General features: G+C 67.0%; 16 protein-coding genes and 1 riboswitch. Of the genes, 3 read left to right on the top strand and 13 right to left on the bottom strand.

The window, feature by feature from the left end; translation table 11 throughout:
* Nucleotides 1-261: 261 nt before the first annotated feature.
* Nucleotides 262-1893, bottom strand: coding sequence for a GMC family oxidoreductase N-terminal domain-containing protein (locus KF941_RS17605; protein WP_036752638.1), 1632 nt, complete (start codon nucleotides 1891-1893; stop codon nucleotides 262-264).
* Between the two features lie 84 nt (nucleotides 1894-1977).
* Nucleotides 1978-3018: a TRAP transporter substrate-binding protein DctP gene (gene dctP, locus KF941_RS17600; RefSeq protein ID WP_214274067.1), complete on the bottom strand. Its 1041-nt coding sequence runs from the start codon at nucleotides 3016-3018 to the stop codon at nucleotides 1978-1980.
* Between the two features lie 1125 nt (nucleotides 3019-4143).
* On the opposite strand from dctP, the gene KF941_RS17595 reads away from it, so the two are divergent.
* Nucleotides 4144-4839 carry a TetR/AcrR family transcriptional regulator gene (locus KF941_RS17595; protein WP_116221205.1) on the top strand — a complete coding sequence of 232 codons (696 nt, stop codon included), beginning with the start codon at nucleotides 4144-4146 and terminating at the stop codon, nucleotides 4837-4839.
* 129 nt (nucleotides 4840-4968) lie between these two features.
* On the opposite strand, the gene KF941_RS17590 is transcribed toward KF941_RS17595, so the two are convergent.
* The 7 genes from KF941_RS17590 to KF941_RS17560 form a co-directional block, all read right to left on the bottom strand.
* Complete coding sequence (locus tag KF941_RS17590; RefSeq protein ID WP_116221204.1) at nucleotides 4969-5592, bottom strand: anaerobic ribonucleoside-triphosphate reductase activating protein; 624 nt, start codon at nucleotides 5590-5592, stop codon at nucleotides 4969-4971.
* Nucleotides 5585-5767, bottom strand: coding sequence for an anaerobic ribonucleoside-triphosphate reductase (gene nrdD, locus KF941_RS28385; protein WP_011749260.1), 183 nt, complete (start codon nucleotides 5765-5767; stop codon nucleotides 5585-5587). The genes KF941_RS17590 and nrdD overlap by 8 nt, the downstream gene beginning before the upstream one ends.
* Before the next feature lie 14 nt (nucleotides 5768-5781).
* Entirely contained in the window at nucleotides 5782-7527 is a 1746-nt protein-coding gene (locus tag KF941_RS17580; protein ID WP_214274066.1) for a ribonucleoside triphosphate reductase, read from the bottom strand.
* A 199-nt stretch (nucleotides 7528-7726) separates the two neighbouring features.
* Nucleotides 7727-7940, bottom strand: a riboswitch (cobalamin riboswitch).
* A gap of 261 nt (nucleotides 7941-8201) precedes the next feature.
* Entirely contained in the window at nucleotides 8202-8927 is a 726-nt protein-coding gene (locus KF941_RS17575) for a proteasome-type protease (protein ID WP_036752624.1), read from the bottom strand.
* Between the two features lie 66 nt (nucleotides 8928-8993).
* Entirely contained in the window at nucleotides 8994-9800 is an 807-nt protein-coding gene (locus KF941_RS17570; protein WP_036752622.1) for a transglutaminase family protein, read from the bottom strand.
* Between the two features lie 12 nt (nucleotides 9801-9812).
* Nucleotides 9813-10772, bottom strand: coding sequence for an alpha-E domain-containing protein (locus KF941_RS17565; protein ID WP_114536544.1), 960 nt, complete (start codon nucleotides 10770-10772; stop codon nucleotides 9813-9815).
* Nucleotides 10773-10786: 14 nt separating this feature from the next.
* Nucleotides 10787-12199, bottom strand: coding sequence for a circularly permuted type 2 ATP-grasp protein (locus KF941_RS17560; protein ID WP_116221202.1), 1413 nt, complete (start codon nucleotides 12197-12199; stop codon nucleotides 10787-10789).
* A gap of 385 nt (nucleotides 12200-12584) precedes the next feature.
* Here KF941_RS17560 and KF941_RS17555 point away from each other — a divergent pair, with 385 nt between their 5' ends.
* Both KF941_RS17555 and KF941_RS17550 read left to right on the top strand, forming a co-directional pair.
* Entirely contained in the window at nucleotides 12585-12899 is a 315-nt protein-coding gene (locus tag KF941_RS17555) for a 2Fe-2S iron-sulfur cluster-binding protein (protein WP_346429009.1), read from the top strand.
* Between the two features lie 137 nt (nucleotides 12900-13036).
* The gene (locus KF941_RS17550; RefSeq protein ID WP_214274065.1) at nucleotides 13037-13213 is read left to right on the top strand and encodes a hypothetical protein; all 177 of its coding nucleotides are present in this window, start codon (nucleotides 13037-13039) and stop codon (nucleotides 13211-13213) included.
* A 72-nt stretch (nucleotides 13214-13285) separates the two neighbouring features.
* Here KF941_RS17550 and KF941_RS17545 read toward each other — a convergent pair whose 3' ends face one another.
* From KF941_RS17545 to KF941_RS17530, 4 genes are all read right to left on the bottom strand, one after another.
* Nucleotides 13286-13510, bottom strand: a complete 225-nt coding sequence (locus KF941_RS17545) for a hypothetical protein (RefSeq protein ID WP_214274064.1) — start codon at nucleotides 13508-13510, stop codon at nucleotides 13286-13288.
* Between the two features lie 260 nt (nucleotides 13511-13770).
* A complete protein-coding gene (locus tag KF941_RS17540) occupies nucleotides 13771-14664 on the bottom strand; it encodes a VOC family protein (RefSeq protein ID WP_240540472.1) in 894 nt (297 codons plus the stop codon).
* Nucleotides 14665-14830: 166 nt separating this feature from the next.
* Complete coding sequence (locus tag KF941_RS17535) at nucleotides 14831-16375, bottom strand: aldehyde dehydrogenase family protein (protein WP_214274063.1); 1545 nt, start codon at nucleotides 16373-16375, stop codon at nucleotides 14831-14833.
* 10 nt (nucleotides 16376-16385) lie between these two features.
* Complete coding sequence (locus KF941_RS17530; protein ID WP_214274062.1) at nucleotides 16386-17249, bottom strand: NAD(P)-dependent oxidoreductase; 864 nt, start codon at nucleotides 17247-17249, stop codon at nucleotides 16386-16388.
* Nucleotides 17250-17301: the final 52 nt, after the last annotated feature.

The following is a 17301-nucleotide window of genomic DNA, read 5'->3' as shown; positions in this document are numbered from 1 at the left end:
TCGTTGACAATCGCAGGGCCCGACCGATCTTTTCGTCGAGGTGGATCCATTCCTGGCAAGCTGGGGGATCATCCGCATCTCCTTTGCTTACTTTCGAGTAAGTAAATCTAATCCCGATTCGCGTCAACATGTTTTGCGAAGCGAAACTGGATGCCGCAATGTATTCGACACAGCCTCCGCTCTGCGCCGCAACAACGGCTTGCGTCACCCCACGGGCCCGCCCGCAAGGCGCAAAGGCGCGGGCCGATGCGCGGCCGCAGGTCAGGCGGCGTTGTCGGCGCGGATCATCTCTGCCGCCTTCTCGGCGATCATGATGGTGGGCGCATTCGTGTTCCCCGAGATGATCGCCGGCATGATCGAGGCATCGACGACGCGCAGCCCCTCGAGCCCATGCACCCGCAGCCTTTCGTCCACGACCGCCATCGGGTCGCTGGCCGGCCCCATGCGGGCCGTGCCGCAATGGTGAAAGGCGGTGCCGCCGAACTGGCGGGCAAAGTCCAGGATCTCGTCGTCGGTCGAGACCTTGTCGCCCGGAAATTCCTCGCGGACGTAATAGGGTGCGAAGCTTTTCGCGCCCAGCAGTTGCCGCGCGTATTTCAGCACCTGGACGATGGCCATGCGGTCGCGTTCCGTCGCCAGGTAGTTGGGCTGGATCTCGGGCTGGACCGCCAGGTCGGTGGACACGGCCCGCACCCAGCCCCGGCTTTCCGGGCGCTGCATGTAGCCGCCGCAGGTCATGCCCGGATAGCGGTCCAGAAGCCCCGCCACCCCTTCGCGATAGCTGGCCGGGGTGAAGGAAAGCTGAAGGTCGGGCGCATCCAGCGCCGGGTCCGAGCGCATGAAGACCCGCATCGGCACCGGCCCCATGCCCAGGATGGTGTCGCGGCTGCCAAGGGCCCATTTCGCGACCTCCGAAACCAGCGCCAGGCCCCGGCCGCGTTCGTTGACGGTGCGGATGTCCTTCAGCCGCACCGCCGCGCGCACCTGGTAGTGGTCGGTCAGGTTCGCGCCCACGCCGGGCAGGGCGGCGACCGGGTCCACCCCCAGCCCGCGCAGATGTCGAGGATCGCCGATGCCCGAGATCTGCAGCAGCCGCGGACTGTTCAGCGCGCCCGCCGACAGGATGACCTCGCGCCGGGCGCGCACCTCGCTGGGCGTGCCATGCGGGCCGCCGGCATGATAGCGCAGGCCGATGGCGCGCTTGCCCTCGAACAGGATGCGCGCCGCATAGGCATGGGTCCGCACCGAGACCCGGCCGGTTCTTTCGGCCGGATGCAGGAAGGCGCGGGCCGTGCTCATGCGGACCGAGCGTCGGCCCGACAGGTCGATGGTGAACTGGAAGCCGCCGACGCCTTCCTGCGCGGCGGCGTTGTAATCCTCGACCTCGGGGATGCCCATTTCCCTGGCCGCCTCGACGAACATCCGGCACAGCGGGTTGTCGAAGGCCGGGTCGGTCACGGTCAGGGGGCCGTCGGTGCCGCGATAGTCCTGATCGGCAGCGCCGCCCCGCTTTTCCGAGCGGCGAAAGGCGGGCAGCACGTCGTCATAGCTCCAGCCCGGATTGCCGCGCTGCGCCCACCCGTCATAGTCGGCCCGCTGGCCGCGATTGTAGACCATGCCGTTGATGGCGCTGGAGCCGCCCAGTGTCTTGCCCTGCGGCAGCCCCACCGAGCGCCCGCCGATGCCGGGGACCGGCTGGCTGACGAAGCCCCAGGTCAGATCCTTGTTCATGACGTTCTTCACATATCCTGCGGGGATATGGATGAAGGGGTTGCGGTCCGGCGGGCCAGCCTCGATCACGCAGACGCTATGGTTGCCCGTCTCGGTCAGCCGATGCGCCAGGACGCAGCCCGCGCTGCCGGCGCCGATGATAACATAGTCGAATTCTTCCAATGCCCTGCCCTTGCGTTGATGCCCCGGCGACAAGAGATCCGCCCCGCCGCAACGGATGTCGCGGCGGGACCGGCCGCTGTCGCGTCAATCGGCGGCGGCTTCCTGATGCGCCCTCAGCACCTCGCTGCCCGGCAGGCCGGCCTTGTCCATGACCCCGGCCCAGTGGACCGCACCCTGCTTCAGCCGTTCGACGAATTCCTCCTGGGCGGGGCCTTCCAGGGTGGTGACGGTATAGCCGTCCCGCGCCGCGACCTGCTCCCGAAGCTCGCTGTTGTTTTCGTCGATATAGGCGCAGAACGACTGCTGCGCGGCCAGCGCCGCCTCGCTCATCACCGCGCGCTGTTCCTCGGTAAGGCGGTCCCAGCTGCGCTGGTTGACGGTTATGAAGAACACGCCCGAGCCGAAGTTGACCCCGTCGACCGCATATTTCAGCACCGGCTCAAGCTCGTACTGGACCAGGCCGGAATAGGGGAACACGGCGCCGTCGACGGTGCCGCGGGTGGCGGAATCGTAAAGCTCGGTCGAGGAGACCTTGATCGGCACGCCGCCCATCTCGGCAATGGCCTTTTCGGCCGCCGGGCCGCTGGACCAGATCTTCAGGCCGCGCACGTCGTCCAGCTTTTCGACCTTGCGGCTGCCGGTGAACAGCACATAGGGGGCCAGCATGTTGGCGTTCAGGACGCGCAGCCCCTTGGGCGCGAACTCCGCCTGGTCCAGGATGCCGCCGGGCTGGGTCAGCGCCCACATCTTGGCCGAGCCCTGGCAGGCACTTCCGGCGCCTTCCGGCAGCTCCCCGACCGAGGACAGCGGGAACTTGGCCGCATAATGCCCGGTGATGACGACGCCCAGGTCCAGCAACCCGCTGCCCATGGTGGCGGGCACGTCCTTGCCAAGCTGCGCGGCGGGATAGCTTTCGAACTTGATCGCGCCGTTCGTCTTTTGCTCGACATCCGCCATGAAGACATCGACCAGGTGCTGGTGGATATAGTGCCCGGCGGGCAGGACGCTGCCCAGCTTGAGCGTCACCTCCTGCGCATATGCGGCCGAACCGGCCGCCATGCCAAGGAACGCCATCGCCGTTCCCGCATGCAATGCTGTCCTTGCCAGCGAGATGGTTTGTTTCATGTCTTTCTCCTCCCCAAGATGAAATGCAAGAAACCTGCCGGCAGGGCAGGGCGCGCCCTTCGCTTTGGCGCGGAAAGCGCGCGGCCGAGGCGCGGCAGGTCGCCTTCCTTAGGTAAATTACTTTTAGGAAATGTGTTTTGCAATACGAAATTTGATGCCGTTTTTGTAAATTTGGCAAGGCGCCGGCAAGGCAGGGTTTTTGGCAATGCTGGCGGGGATCAAGGATGCAGCACATCGCTCGCATGAAGCGGCGGCGATCGTCAGCAAGAAGGTGGGCAAGGTTCCCTGTCAATCCCAGGGAGGGGTTATCGAACAAGGCCATTCGGGTACTTGTCTTCGATATGCGAATACGGCGCGGCTTTCCGCGCCAATGACGCCATAGTTGTCGCGGGAAGCCATCTCGTATTTTTCGGTCTGCGCAACCGAAATGGTCGGGCGCGCATTCATTTTAAGGATACGCCTAGCTTTCCGAATTGCAGAGATCGCCTTCCTGCCGGAAGCGATTTTGCTCACCGTCGCAGAATCCGGCCGGTTTCCCGCCGGGCGCAGCCTATCCCTGCGGGCTCATCCACATCTCCCCCGCGCTTACTTTCTAGTAAGTAAAGCGTGCTTCGATTCGTGTCAAGATCGTTTTGCAGGGCGGAATCTTCGGGCGTGTGCCGCGGAGCCGCCCAGGTCTCATGTTGTGGCGCAAGACTGACCTTCATGAAGTTAGTTTACTGTTTTCACTAGATAGTATTCCGCAGGGGGACCTCTCTCCGTCCGGGCCTCCGATGCTGAAATCCTCGGCGCGACCTTCCGCCCCGCGGCGGCTGGGCGCTTGCCAGTCGCGCCTCGGGCGGTTAGGTTCGGTCTGGTGATCCTTCCTTATAACGGCCCCCTGATCCTCGACGGTTATAAGGTGAACCGAACGAAACGACCCTATTGCTGGCGGTTCAACCAGGACAGCCGTCGTCCGAAAAACGAGATTGAGAACCGATCTGTGCGCAGTTCAAGCGGGGTTGCATGGCTCGGCAGGGAAACTGTCGCCCGAAAGATCAATGGGCGCTGCTCATGGGGCAAATGCCATCATGGCCGCGCGATGAACGAGCAACAATAATTCCTTGATGACGAGAAGCCACGACCATGACGCCGATCTCAAGAACTCCGAATGCGCGACCCAACCTGACCAGGGACGAAATTTTGCGGGTTTCGGCGGATCTGTTCCGAAAGAAGGGGTATCGCGGCACCAGTCTCCAGGAGGTTGCCGACCACTTCGGCGTGCGCAGGCCCGCGATATATTACTGGTTCAAGAGCAAGTCCGACATCCTTCTGGAAATACACCAGAGATTCATGGAGATGTCGACGGCGCAGCTCAATGAAATCCTGGAAATGGATATTGGCCCGCATGAAAAGCTTGTCAGGATCATGAGCGGCCGGATCGACATGTTTTCCTCGAACATGGCCGACCTTGCCGTATATATCGAAAACGAATCCGAGCTTCCGGAAAGCGCGCTGGTCCAGGTCCGGGAAGTCAAGAAATCATACCTGCGCACGGTAGAGCAGATATATCGGGAGGGCGTCGAAAAGGGGGTTTTCGTGGATGTCGATCCTCATATAGCTGCAAGCATAATTCTGGGGATGACGCTCTGGATGTATAAGTGGTATCGTCCCGGCGGGCGGCATTCGGTGGAAGATGTCACCTCGGCCATCATCAATTTTGCTTGCCATGGGTATCTGAAACCGGACAACCTGCCCGCCGGGCTTTCGCTGACACCCGCATCGGCAGAGGCCGGAGGTGAGGAAGGCATCGGGCACGGCTCCGGCCGGCCGCAAAGATAGCCGTTCGGCCCGAGCCCACCGGCCGGATGCGGTCGATACCGTCGGCATAGACCAGCCCGCTGCCCGCATGGGCTGAGAGACGCCGCCCCGGTTCCTTCGCCACGGCATGCCGGCCCCCAAGGCCGGCTTTCAGCCCTTGCGCACCGGACGGCTCGTGGGTGTTCCGGTGCTGCGGCAGGGCTGCAGGACATGGTCGGCGACACCCAGCGCCGCCAGTTCCGCGCCCATCCGCGCCAAGGCCGCCCCGTCGATCAGGGTGGGATCGACCGTCGTGCGCACCTGGTGGGCCGTGCCGCTGGCCAGCAGCAGCCGCAGGCTTTCCCTGGCCCTGTCGCCGCTGCCGGTTGCGCCCGTCACCCGCCGATAGCCGGAAAACGGCGCCTTCACGTCGAAGCCGACCCAGTCGCAAAGCGGCAGCACCGCCGCAAGCCGGGCGGGGTAGGGGCCGGCCGTGTGCAGGCCCGTCCTGAACCCCAGGGCCCGGACCGCCCGCAACGCCTCGGGCAGGCCGCGCTGAAGCGTCGGCTCCCCGCCCGAGAACACCACGCCGTCAAGCAGGCCGCGCCGTCCCGCCAGAAAGCCCAGGACCTCTTGCCAATCCAGCGCCCCCTCGGCCTCGGGTGGGATGAGATGCGGGTTGTGGCAATAGGGGCAGTCCCAGGGACAGCCCTGCAGGAAAAGGGTGGCGACCAGCTCGCCCGGCCAGTCGCAGCTGGACAGGCGCTGCAGGCCGCCGATGCGGATCTCAGCCAAGATCGGCCCGCCGCTCGCTGAAATACAGCCGCTCGCGGAATTCGCCCTTCTTGCCGCGGTTGAACGAGGATACCGGGCGGTGATAGCCCATCACCCGCGTCCAGATCTCGCAGGGCTGGCGTTCCTCATCCGCCAGCAGGATCTCTTCCGGTCCGGTTTTCCGGTCGTCGAACATGGTCTTTTCCTTCCTCAATGCGCGGCCGATTGCCGCTTTTTCGCGATTAGCTCTTCGTCGCAGCGCGGGCAGAACGCGTGTTCGCCCGCGATATGGCCATGCCTGGGGCAGACCGAGAATGTGGGCGTGACGGTGATATAGGGCAGGCCGAAATTCTCCAGCGCCCGGCGCACCAGCTTGCGGCAGGCCTCGGCCGAGGACAGCTGCGTGCCCATGTAGAGATGCAGCACCGTCCCGCCGGTGTATTTGCGCTGCAGCGCCTCTTGCCGTTCCAGCGCCTCGAACGGGTCGTCGGTAAAGCCGACAGGCAGCTGGCTGGAATTGGTGTAATAGGGCTCGTGTTCGGTGCCGGCCTGGAGGATGCCGGGAAAACGCCTGCGGTCCTCCTTGGCGAAGCGATAGGTGGTGCCCTCTGCCGGCGTCGCCTCCAGGTTATAGAGATGTCCGGTCTGTTCCTGGAAGGCGGTGATGCGCGCCCGCAGATGGTCGAGCAGCCGCAGCGCGAAGGCATGGCCCCAGCCCGTGGTGATGTCATGCGCATCGTCGGTGAAGTTGCGGATCATCTCGTTGATGCCGTTGACGCCCAGGGTCGAGAAATGGTTGCGCAGCGTGCCCAGGTAGCGCCGGCTATAGGGAAACAGCCCGTCGTCCATCAGCCGCTGGATCACCCGGCGCTTGATCTCCAGGCTGTCGCGGCCCAGGTCGAGCAATTCGTCCAGGCGCCGCAGCAGCCCGGCCTCGTCGCCCTTGTGCAGATGGCCCAGCCGCGCGCAGTTGACGGTGACGACGCCCAGCGAGCCGGTCTGCTCGGCGCTGCCGAACAGCCCGTTGCCGCGTTTCAGCAGCTCGGTCAGGTCCAGTTGCAGCCGGCAGCACATGGACCGCACCATGTTCGGCTTGAGGTCCGAGTTCAGGAAGTTCTGGAAATAGGGCAGGCCGTATTTCGCCGTCATCGCGAACAGCAGCTTGGCGTTCTCGCTGTCCCAGGGAAAATCCGGCGTGATGTTGTAGGTCGGGATCGGAAAGGTGAAGACCCGGCCCTTTTCGTCGCCGCGCGTCATCACCTCGATATAGGCGCGGTTGATCATGTCCATCTCGGCCTGCAGATCGCCATAGGTGAAACCCATCGGCTGACCGCCGATCACGGGCACCTGGTCGCGCAGATCCTCGGGGCAGACCCAGTCGAAGGTCAGGTTGGTGAACGGGGTCTGCGTGCCCCAGCGCGAGGGGACGTTGAGGTTGAAGATCAGCTCCTGCATGGCCTGCCGCACCTCGGCATAGCCCAGCCCATCCTTGCGGATGAAGGGGGCCATATAGGTGTCGAAGGAACTGAAGGCCTGCGCGCCAGCCCATTCGTTCTGCAGCGTGCCCAGGAAGTTCACGATCTGGCCGATGGCGCTGGACAGGCGCTTCGGCGGCCCGGCCTCGACCTTGCCGGGGACGCCGTTGAACCCCTCGGTCAGCAAGGTGCGCAGCGACCAGCCGGCGCAATAGCCGGCCAGCATGTCGAGGTCGTGGATATGCAGGTCGCCCCGGCGATGCGCCTCGCCCACGGCGGGCGGATAGACATGCGACAGCCAGTAATTGGCCACCACCTTGCCCGAGACGTTCAGGATCAGCCCGCCGAGCGAATAGTCCTGGTTGGCGTTGGCATTCACCCGCCAATCGGCGCGGTCCAGGTATTCGTTGACCGACGAGGCGACATCGATGGCGACATCCCTTGCCGGCGCGATGGGCGGGGACGTAAGCGGCGCCGGCATCAACGCGCCCTCCCTTGCCTGCGGCTTGCTGCCGCCCTTGCGGTGCTGCGGACGGCGGCGCCGGCCTTGGCAGGTCTGGTGGTGAAGGATGGCTGCATCTGTTCCCCGTGCTGCTGGGGGCGGGGCAGGCCAGGACGCATGGAGCCCTGCGGCGACAAGGCCGCATTGCCAGGCGCACCGCCGGGACACCCCGCCCGTGGTTCATCGTCATCATCACGGCAGGTCTCCTGGCTCGCAGGTCGCCGCCCTTGCCGGCCTTCCCAATGCCGTGCGGCACCAGTGGCGTGATCCGGCGCAGGCTCGCTGCTTACAGTTGCGGGGGCAGCGTCGGCCTTGCCCCGAAAGGCGCACCGGCTTCCCTCTTCGCTTTCGGACCGGATCGACCCGAAAGAACCGTGATGCCTACATATGGGGATGATGACGCCGTATCCGTCAAGATGTTGTATTGACCTGCGACATTTTGTGCAGGATAGTCCGGCCGCCTGGGCAGGGACCACGAAGCCCTATCCTGATCCGGGGCACGGCACTGGGCGGGCTGGTTGCGGGATTGCGCTTCGTGGACCTTCGGGTCGTCCCCCGGCCTTTGTGCCCATGGCCAAGCAGGGCCGGCACCGGAATGACCTTGGGCAGGAACCGCCAGCCATGGGCCTTTGCCAGCCTGGCTGACAGGGGCGCTAGATCGTCACCTTGACGAAGCTGTCGCGCAGCGCCGCGGACCAGGCGGCGGACATGGCCATGAAGGCCGGGTCGCCTTCCAGGATGCGGCGCTTGTGGCTGACCCGGCAGTCGTCCTTGCGGATCACCGCCAGGTCCAGCGGCATCCCCACCGACAGGTTCGAGCGCAGCGTCGAATCCATCGACAGCAGCACCGCCTTTTGCGCATCGGCCAGCGAGGTCTGGGGCGTCACCACCCGGTCGAGGATGGGCTTGCCGTATTTGTGCTCGCCGATCTGCAGGAAGGGGGTGTCCTCGGTCGCCTCGATGAAATTGCCCTCGGGATAGATCAGGAACAGCCGCATCTCGCCGCCGGCGCGCTGGCCGCCGACGATCATGCTGGCGCTGGCTTGCTGGTTCAGGTCGCGGCACTGGTCCACGATCTCGCGCCGGGTGCGGTTCAGCGTCCGGCCGATGATCGTCGCCACCTGCAGCATGGTGGACGCGCGCATGATCGAGGTCTCTTCATCGGCCTCGGGCAGTTCGATGGCCTCTTGCAGGCGGGCGATGGTTGTCTGGGTCAGCGACAGGCTGCCGGCGGTCATGATCGCGATCACCCGCTCGCCCGGCTGCTCGAAGAAGAACATCTTGCGATAGGTCGATATGTTGTCCAGCCCGGCATTGGTCCGGGTGTCCGAGAGCAGGACGAGCCCCTCGTTGAGCTTCAAGCCGACGCAATAGGTCATGACCGTTCCATGGCACAAAATCCCCCGAGGGATACGACCGCCCCGCGCCCGGCGCAACAGGCAGGGCTACTGCTCCATCTCCTCGACCTGCACCCGCACGTCCAGGCTTTCCTCGCCCGTGCCGAAGGTGGTGCCGCGCACCGGCGCCGCGTCATCCGCATCCAGACCCGAACCCAGCCGGACATAGCGGTCGTCGGGACAGCAGGCATTGGCCGCATCGAAGCCGACCCAGCCCAAGGCGCCGACATGGACCTCGGCCCAGGCATGGGCGGCGTCATGCGGCTCGCCCCCGGCGTTGGAATGCAGATAGCCCGAGACATAGCGTGCCGGCATACCGCGTTCGCGGGCGCAGGCGATCAGCGCATGGGCATGGTCCTGGCAGACGCCCTGGCCGAGCGCCAGCGCCTCGGCGGCGGTGGTGTGCGACTCGGTCACGCCGGGGACGTAGGCGATGGCGGCCGATACCGCCTCGGCCAGCCGGTGGGCCAGGTCCAGCGCATCCTCGCCCTGCACGGAACGGGCAAGCTCGCATAGCCCCGGATCGGTCCCGGTCACGGCGGTCGGGCGCATGTAGACCAGCGGATGCACGGTCTCGCGATGGTCGCGCAGCACGCCGGCGGTGTCCCGCGTCTCGACCTGGCCGGCGATCGAGACCACGACCTCCTGCACCGGGCCGCGCACGGTCCAGCCCTCGATCCAGTCGCCCGCGCCGTCGCGGAAGCTCGCGCCGCGCTGGCCGCCCGAGACCGAGATGGTCCAGCCCGAGACCCGCTGCCCCTGGTGGACCGAGGGGGTCAGGCGCAGGCTCTGCACCAGCCCCTGCGCCGGCGGATCGTAGAAATAGCTGGTTTCATGGATGATCTTCAGCCGCATGACATCTGCCCCCTACATCCGCCCGCTCAGGTAATCGTCATGCACGGCGTTCGAGATGCTGGCCAGCTCGTTGATGAACCAGGACAGGAACTCGTGCAGCCCTTCGTCGAAGATCGCCTCGATGTCGCGCGCCATCAGCTGCTCCAGCGTCTCATGCGCGCGGCCCGAGGCGCTGGCCGGCACCTCGGCGCCATAGCGGCGCACCAGGCCGTCCAGATGCCAGACCGCCTCGTAAAGCGAGGTCAAAAGCGACCGCGGGCTCTCGCCGTTCAGGATCAGGAAATCCGCCACCTTGCCGGCCGTCACCTCGCCGCCATAGGCCCAGTGGAAGGCCCGATGCGCCGAAAGCGCGCGCAGGATCACCTGCCATTGATAGTTGTCGAGGCCCGAGCCCACGAACTCCACCCGCGGCAGCAGCACGAAATACTTCACGTCCAGCAGCCGCGCGGTCGCGTCGGCGCGTTCCAGCGAATAGCCCAGGTTGACGAAATGCCAGCCGTCGTTGCGCAGCTGGGTCGCATTGATCGCGCCGCGCACGGTCGAGCCGTGCCGGGTGGTGAAATCGGTCAGCATGGCGGTATCCAGCCGGGCGCGCGGCTGCCGCTCCAGCGCCCGCAGCTCCTGATAGGCCATGTTCAGCGCATCCCAGACCTGGCTGGTCAGCGCCGTGCGCACGATCCGCCCGCCCTCGCGCGCCCGCTCGATGCAAGAGGCGACCGAGGACGGGTTGGCATGGTCGAAGAACAGCCAGCTTTCGATGTTCTCCTGGGTGATCTCGTCGCCGTAGCGCTCGGCAAAGGCGGCCTGCGCCCCCGAGGCGCGCAGCAGCGATTCCCATTCGTTGCGATAGCCCTCGGCGGTGTTGGGCAGCAGGGTGATGCGCGCGCCCACGTCCAGCAGGCGGGCGGCGGTTTCGGCGCGTTCCAGGTGGCGGCCCATCCAGAACAGGTTGGCGGCGGTGCGGCTGAGCATGGCTGACCCTCCCATTATTCCGACAGGATCCAGGTGTCCTTGACGCCCCCGCCCTGCGACGAGTTCACCACCAGCGAGCCCTCGCGCAGCGCCACGCGCGTCAGCCCGCCCGGCACCAGCTCGATCCGGTCGCCGCAGAGGCAGAAGGGCCGCAGGTCGACGTGGCGCGGCGCCACCCCCTCGTCGACAAAGGTCGGGCTGGTGGACAGTGCCAGCACCGGCTGGGCGATGTAATTGCCGGGGTCGGCCTGGATGCGCAGGGCAAAGGCCTCGATCTCGGCCTGGGTCGCGCAGGGGCCGATCAGCATGCCGTAGCCGCCCGAGCCATGCACCTCCTTGACCACCAGATCCTTGAGGTTGGCCATGACATAGCGGTAATCCTCGTCCTTCCACAGCGTCCAGGTCTGGACGTTGCGCAGGATCGGCTCTTCGCCCAGGTAGAAGCGGATCATCTCGGGGACGAAGGTATAGACCGCCTTGTCGTCGGCCACGCCCGCGCCCGGCGCCGAGGCGATCGAGACCCCGCCCGAGCGATAGACATCCATCAAGCCCGGCACGCCCAGCATGGAATCGCGGCGGAAGCACAAGGGATCGAGGAACTGGTCGTCGATGCGGCGATAGATCACGTCCACCCGCTTCGGCCCCTGGGTGGTGCGCATGTAGACGAAGCCGCCATCGACGAAGAGGTCGCTGCCCTCGACCAGCTCGACGCCCATCAGGTTCGCAAGGAAGCTGTGTTCGTAATAGGCGCTGTTGTAATGGCCGGGCGTCAGGATCACCACGGTCGGCGGTCCGTCGCATTTCGCCGGCGCGACCGAGGCGAGCGTGCGGCGCAGCAGTTCGGGATACTGGTCCACCGGCTCGATGCAGTTGTTGCGAAACAGCGCCGGGAACATGCGCATCATGATCTCGCGATTCTCCAGCATGTAGCTGACGCCCGAGGGGGTGCGGCAATTGTCCTCGAGCACGTAGAACTCGTCCCGGCCGGTGCGGACGATGTCGATGCCGACGATATGCGAAAACACCCCGCGCGGCGGCACGAAGCCGACCACCGCCTTTTCATAGGCCGCGTTCTGGTAGACCAGCCGGGCGGGGATGCGGCCGGCGCGCACGATCTCGCCCCGGCCATAGACGTCGCGCAGAAAGGCGTTGAGCGCCCGCGCCCGCTGCTTGATGCCGCGTTCCAGCCGGCGCCATTCGCTTTGCAGGAACACCCTGGGCATCATGTCGAAGGGGATCAGCCGGTCCGGGTCGCCGCCCTCGCCATAGACCGCGAAGGTGATGCCGATGCGGCGGAACAGCGCCTCGGCCTCGGCCTGCTTCATCTGGCGGATCTCGGCAGGCATGGCCTCGATCCAGTCCGAGAGCATGGCATAGGGTTCGCGGACCCGGCCGCCATCGACCATTTCATTGTAATACATCGTCATCGCCGCCACCCTTGCCTCTGCCCATGATCTTCGCATCTGGGCGGGCACTGTCCACAGCCGGGCCGCCTGCGGCCAAAGCGAAATCAGGATTTGACGAGCGTCGGGCATTTTCTGGCGGAATAATAGGCAGAAAGCGAACCTCGCCCGCCGAAAGCGCCGGAAAGCCCTGCGATGGGGCCGCATCGTCCCTGCCGGATTTGCGGGCAGCGCGCCCAGGCGGCGCAAATGGCGTGGAAGCCGATGCCCCGCTCTCACCCCCCGGCCGCCCGCATCTGAGTCGGTCGGGCTATCTGGCTGTCAGCGGCAGCGCAAATCCTCGACGGGCGTGCAATCCTTTCACCCGCGGACATACGGCGGGTTCAAAAGGTAAGCCGTCGGCTGCGCCGTGAGCGAGAATGCAACGACGATGGAGGTTTCGGTCTGGCGCGGGTCTGGTGGACCGGGGCGTCGTGGCAAGCAGACCGTGCTCGACGTTGTCAGCGGGATCCAGCGGACCGTTGATCCGTCCCTGACCTGTCGCTCTGCCTGCCGCCTCGGCATGTGCGGGATGGTCGACGGCCGGCCGCACCGGACCTGCCGCACGCATGTCAAGCGCGTGCTGGCGGATGGCGGGCTGCAGATCGGTCCACTGCGGAACCTGCCGGTGATCGAGGATCTGGCGGCGTCCATCAGCCCAGCCGGACGGGCGGGGAACGGATGAGCCCGGCCCCGCTGCCGAGGGCGATCGAATGCGGCGGGCAAGGGGTTCCGGTCCGGGGCCTATGACCGCAAGATCCTCGGCGGGATATTTCGCCCCAGTTCGGCCTGGCGTTGGCGGCCAAGGATCTGGACCTTGCCTTGATCTATGCCGCCAGCCTGAACCTGCCCTTGGGCGTCGGCGCCGCGGCCTTCCCGGTCCATGCGATGTCGCGGGCGGATGGCTTTGGGCAGCGCGGCGGGTCGGCGGTGCCGGAGACGCTCAGGCGCAAGGCCGCCTTGCCGGGCGTGGCGTTCAGCGGGCAGGGAGCCAGCTGAAGCGCCCCCGGCCCGGCCGTCGCAACGTGCTGATGATCGCATGGCCCCTTGGCGGAGCCTTGCGCGGGGCCGTCATTCGATCCGGGACAGCAGCGCCTCGGGCAGGTCGATGCCTTTGGCGGCGGCGGCCTGGCGCAGGGCGATGCGCCATGGTCCGGGGATGCGAGCGTGCGGCTGCGCCTCGATGGCTGCGGCCAGGCGCTCGATATGGGGCAGGGCGTCCGTGCCGCCGATGATCCGGGGATCAAGGGCGATGATGAGAGATCGGGCGGGATGACCGCCCGTCCGCGATGACATTTCCGGCGATGACCCAGCGGGTCGCGATGGTCCTGGCAGTCGCCTGTTCGGTCGGGGTGATCCGGTTGTCGCAACTGTCGGGCGGTCGCGGCGCCGGGGCGGCGCTGGCCGATTTCCGCGCGGTCTTGCTGCCCATGGGCCTGGCGGGGGGCTTGCCGCGCTGTCCTTCCTGCGCCTTGCCGCATCGACCGGAGCGGCGGCGCTGGCCCGCCCGCCGGCCTGCCGATAGGGTTCCCGCCAGCGGCTTCCGCAGCCGGCCGTCACGTCCCGAAGCGGCCGAACCTCAGGACGACGCCGCCGAGCCGGTCGGCCTGCGGCAGCACCAGCGCGTCGTCGATCCAATGCGCCTCCAGGCCGGCCGCTGCCGCCTTCTCTGCAACATCGGCAGGCCGGGCGGTCACCAGGTCGATGGCCGCGACGCTTGGCAGGGTCGCATCGGCCAGCATGTTCGGGATGGTGCCGTGCCGCGCGATGAACCCGGCGCGGTCGGTCACGGTCCAGCCGCCCCTGGCGGTGGCGATCCGCAAGGTCCGGGGGTCCAGCCTTTCCGCCTTTGCGGCATGGATGCGCTCGAACCAGTCGACGACCCCGGCGGTGTCTTCGGGATCGGCGACCACCGTCAGCCCGGCAATTCCGGTGACGCCGTTCGGGTGATCCATCCATTCGGGATATTCGATCAGATCGCGGCGGAACTGCTGGCATGCGAACAGCGAAAGCCGCGGATGCCGGTCGTTTGCCAGGATCTTCAGCTGCGTCCGCGTCCGGTCCGGGGTTCCGTCCGAGCGGGTGACGGCGCGGCCGAAGTCGATGGTGCCGGTGACGGTCACGCCCCGCCGCCCCAGTGCCTCCGCGTCGGCGGCGGCATCGGCGGAGTTGAGCGCGATCAGGCAGACGCCCTCGCGTTCCGCCAGATGGGCCTCGACATGGCGGCCGAAGCGAAAGCCGCCGGCCTCATGGCCATCCAGCAGCGCGGGGTCGCCGATGCCGACGATCTCGAAAAGCTGGTCCCTGAAGATCAGCACCGTCGTGCTGGTGCCCCAGGGATGCTGGCTGAAGCCGCGGCTGAGAAAGCCAAGCCGAAGATAGCTGTCGCGCGCCGCGACGATGTCGTTCACGCAAACGAGCGCGTGATCGATGCCCAGCGAACGGATCATGCAGACTCCCGCAGGAAAATGCCCAGGGGCGGGCCGGAACGCAGCATAGTCGCGGGGAATGGGCGCGGTCAAACCGCGCCGCATGGGTCGGGCGACCACTGCGGGATGCGCGCGGGATCGGCGCGGGTTGCGACCGATCCCCCGTGTCACGGACCGCTTCCCGCGATCAGCCGGGCGCGTAGCCGAAGCTTACCGGCGGTTCGGCCGCGGTCTCGACCCAGATGCTTTTCGTCTGGGTATAGGCCAGCAGCGCCTCTTGCCCCGACGAGCGGCCATAGCCCGAGCGCCCGAAGCCGCCAAAGGGCGAGCAGACGTTGATCGTCTTGTAGCCGTTCACCCAGAAGGTGCCGGCGCGGACCGCCGCGGCCATGCGATGCGCCCGGCCCACGTCCGCGGTCCAGACCGCGCCCGCCAGGCCATAGGGGTTGTCGTTGGCCAGGGCGACGGCCTCTTCCTCGGTCTCGAAACCCAGGACCGAGACGACGGGGCCGAAGATTTCCTCGCGCGCCACGCTCATCTGCGGCGTCAGGTCGTCGAGGATCGTCGGGGCGAAGTAGAAGCCGCCGGTCGCATCGAGCGATGCCGGCCGGCCGCCGCCGGCGGCGATGCGGGCGCCTTCGGCCACGCCGGCGCCGACCATCTCGGCGATCTTCTGCCACTGCCGGCGGTTGTTGATCGGGCCGACATGCGTCGCCTCGTCGAGGGGATGGCCCAAGGCGATCCGTTCCGCCGCCTCGGCATAGGCCGCGACGAAACGGTCCTTGATGCTGCGATGCACCAGCAGGCGCGAGCCCGCGACGCAGCTTTGCCCTGCGCCGGCAAAGATCGCCGCCTGGGCGCCGATGACCGCACGCGGCAGGTCGGCATCGGGAAAGACGATATTGGCCGACTTGCCGCCCAGTTCCAGCACGCAGGGCACGGTGTTCCGCGCCGCCGCCGCGGCGATGGCCGAGCCCGCCTGCGCCGAGCCGACAAAGACCACCAGCCCCGTCCGGGGATGGGTGACGCCGGCCTGTCCCGCCGTCGGCCCGGCCCCGGCGATGACGTTGACCAGCCCGCGCGGCGCGCCGCCCAACTCGCACATCCGGCCCAGGATCAGCGTGGACAGCGGCGTCAGTTCCGAGGGCTTGATCACCACGCCGTTGCCGGCGCAGATGGCGGGCGCGATCTGCCAGCCGCCGGTGAACAGCGGCGCGTTCCAGGGGGTGATCTGCATGACCACGCCGATCGGCTCGTGCCGGGTATAGTTCAGGTGGCTGGAGGGCACCGGGATCACGTCGCCGTAAAGCTTGTCGCACCAGCCGGCGTAATATTCGAACATCTCGGCCACGCGCAGCGCCTCGCCGCGGATGTCGCGGATCGGGCGCCCGGCCGAGCGGCTTTCGATCTCGGCGATCAGCGGGGCGTGGGCGCGGATCCGGTCGGCGATGGCCCACATGATCCGGCCGCGCGCGGCGGCGGGCATCGCCATCCATTCGCGCTGCGCCTGGGCCGCCGCCGCCATGGCGGCGTCGATCTCGGCCGCGCCGGCATCGGCATAGCGCGCGAAGACCTGGCCCGAGGCCGGGTCGGTCAGCTCCAGCTGCGCGCCCGAGCCGGGCAGGATCTCTCCGCCGACCAGGCTGCCGATGTCGGCGCCCGGAAAGATCTCGCGATAGAGCGCCAGGATCCGGTCGGCCTGTTCGGCGGCGTCGATTGTCGTCACGTTCATGTCCCTTACCTCATTTCGCCCGGAAATCGCCCATGCGGGTAAAATCGTCGCTGCCCTGGTAGGGCGCATCGGCCCAAAGCTGCGCGGCCTTTTCGGTCAGCGGCAGCCGGGCGCCGCATTCTTCGGCCAGCTGCCGCGCCAGCCGCACGTCCTTTTGCATCAGCGCCATGGTGAAGCCGCTGTCGAAGGCGCCGTTCATCACCCAGTTGGGGAAATGCACCTCGCTGAGCATGGACCTGCCGGACGCGGCGTTCAGCACCTCCAGCGCCGATTGCGCGGGGATGCCCGCCGCCTCGGCCAGGCGCAGCCCCTCGGCCGTGGTCAGCATATGGGCGGCGCAAAGCAGGTTGTTGACCAGCTTGGCCACATTGCCCGCGCCGCTGTCGCCGACATGGATCGCCTTGGCCGACAGCGCGTCGATGACGGGCCGGGCATCGGCCAGGTCGGCGGCGGAACCGCCGATCATCATGGTCAGCGCCCCCTTGGCCGCACCCGCCGGCCCGCCCGAGACCGGGGCGTCCAGGAAGCCGTGCCCCATGGCGGCCAGCCGTGCCGCCAGCGCCCGCGACACCGCGGGTTCCGAGGTCGAGGTGTCGATGACGACGATCCGCGGCCGGCCCTGCAGCACCCCCGAGACCTGGTCGATGACCCTTTCGATATCGCGCGCCGTGGGCAGGGAAAAGACGACGTGATCGGCGGCAAAGACCTGGGCCAGATCGCCCGCCGGCTCCACGCCCGCGGCGCGGGCCTGTTCGGACCGCTCGGGGGACAGGTCGAACCCCAGGGTGCGGAAACCGGCCCGGACGGCCGAGGCCGCCATGCCAAGGCCCATCGCGCCCAGGCCCACGACGCCGACGGTGGATGTTTCTGTCATGTGATCCTCTCCTGTTGATGCCCGACAATTCCCGCAACCGGGGTGCCGGCGC

It is taken from the genome of Paracoccus sp. pheM1, from assembly GCF_018499825.1.
Classification (GTDB): Bacteria; Pseudomonadota; Alphaproteobacteria; order Rhodobacterales; family Rhodobacteraceae; genus Paracoccus; species Paracoccus versutus.
Note: the sequence above shows the minus strand (reverse complement) of the source record. Positions and strands in the feature narration are given on the sequence as shown.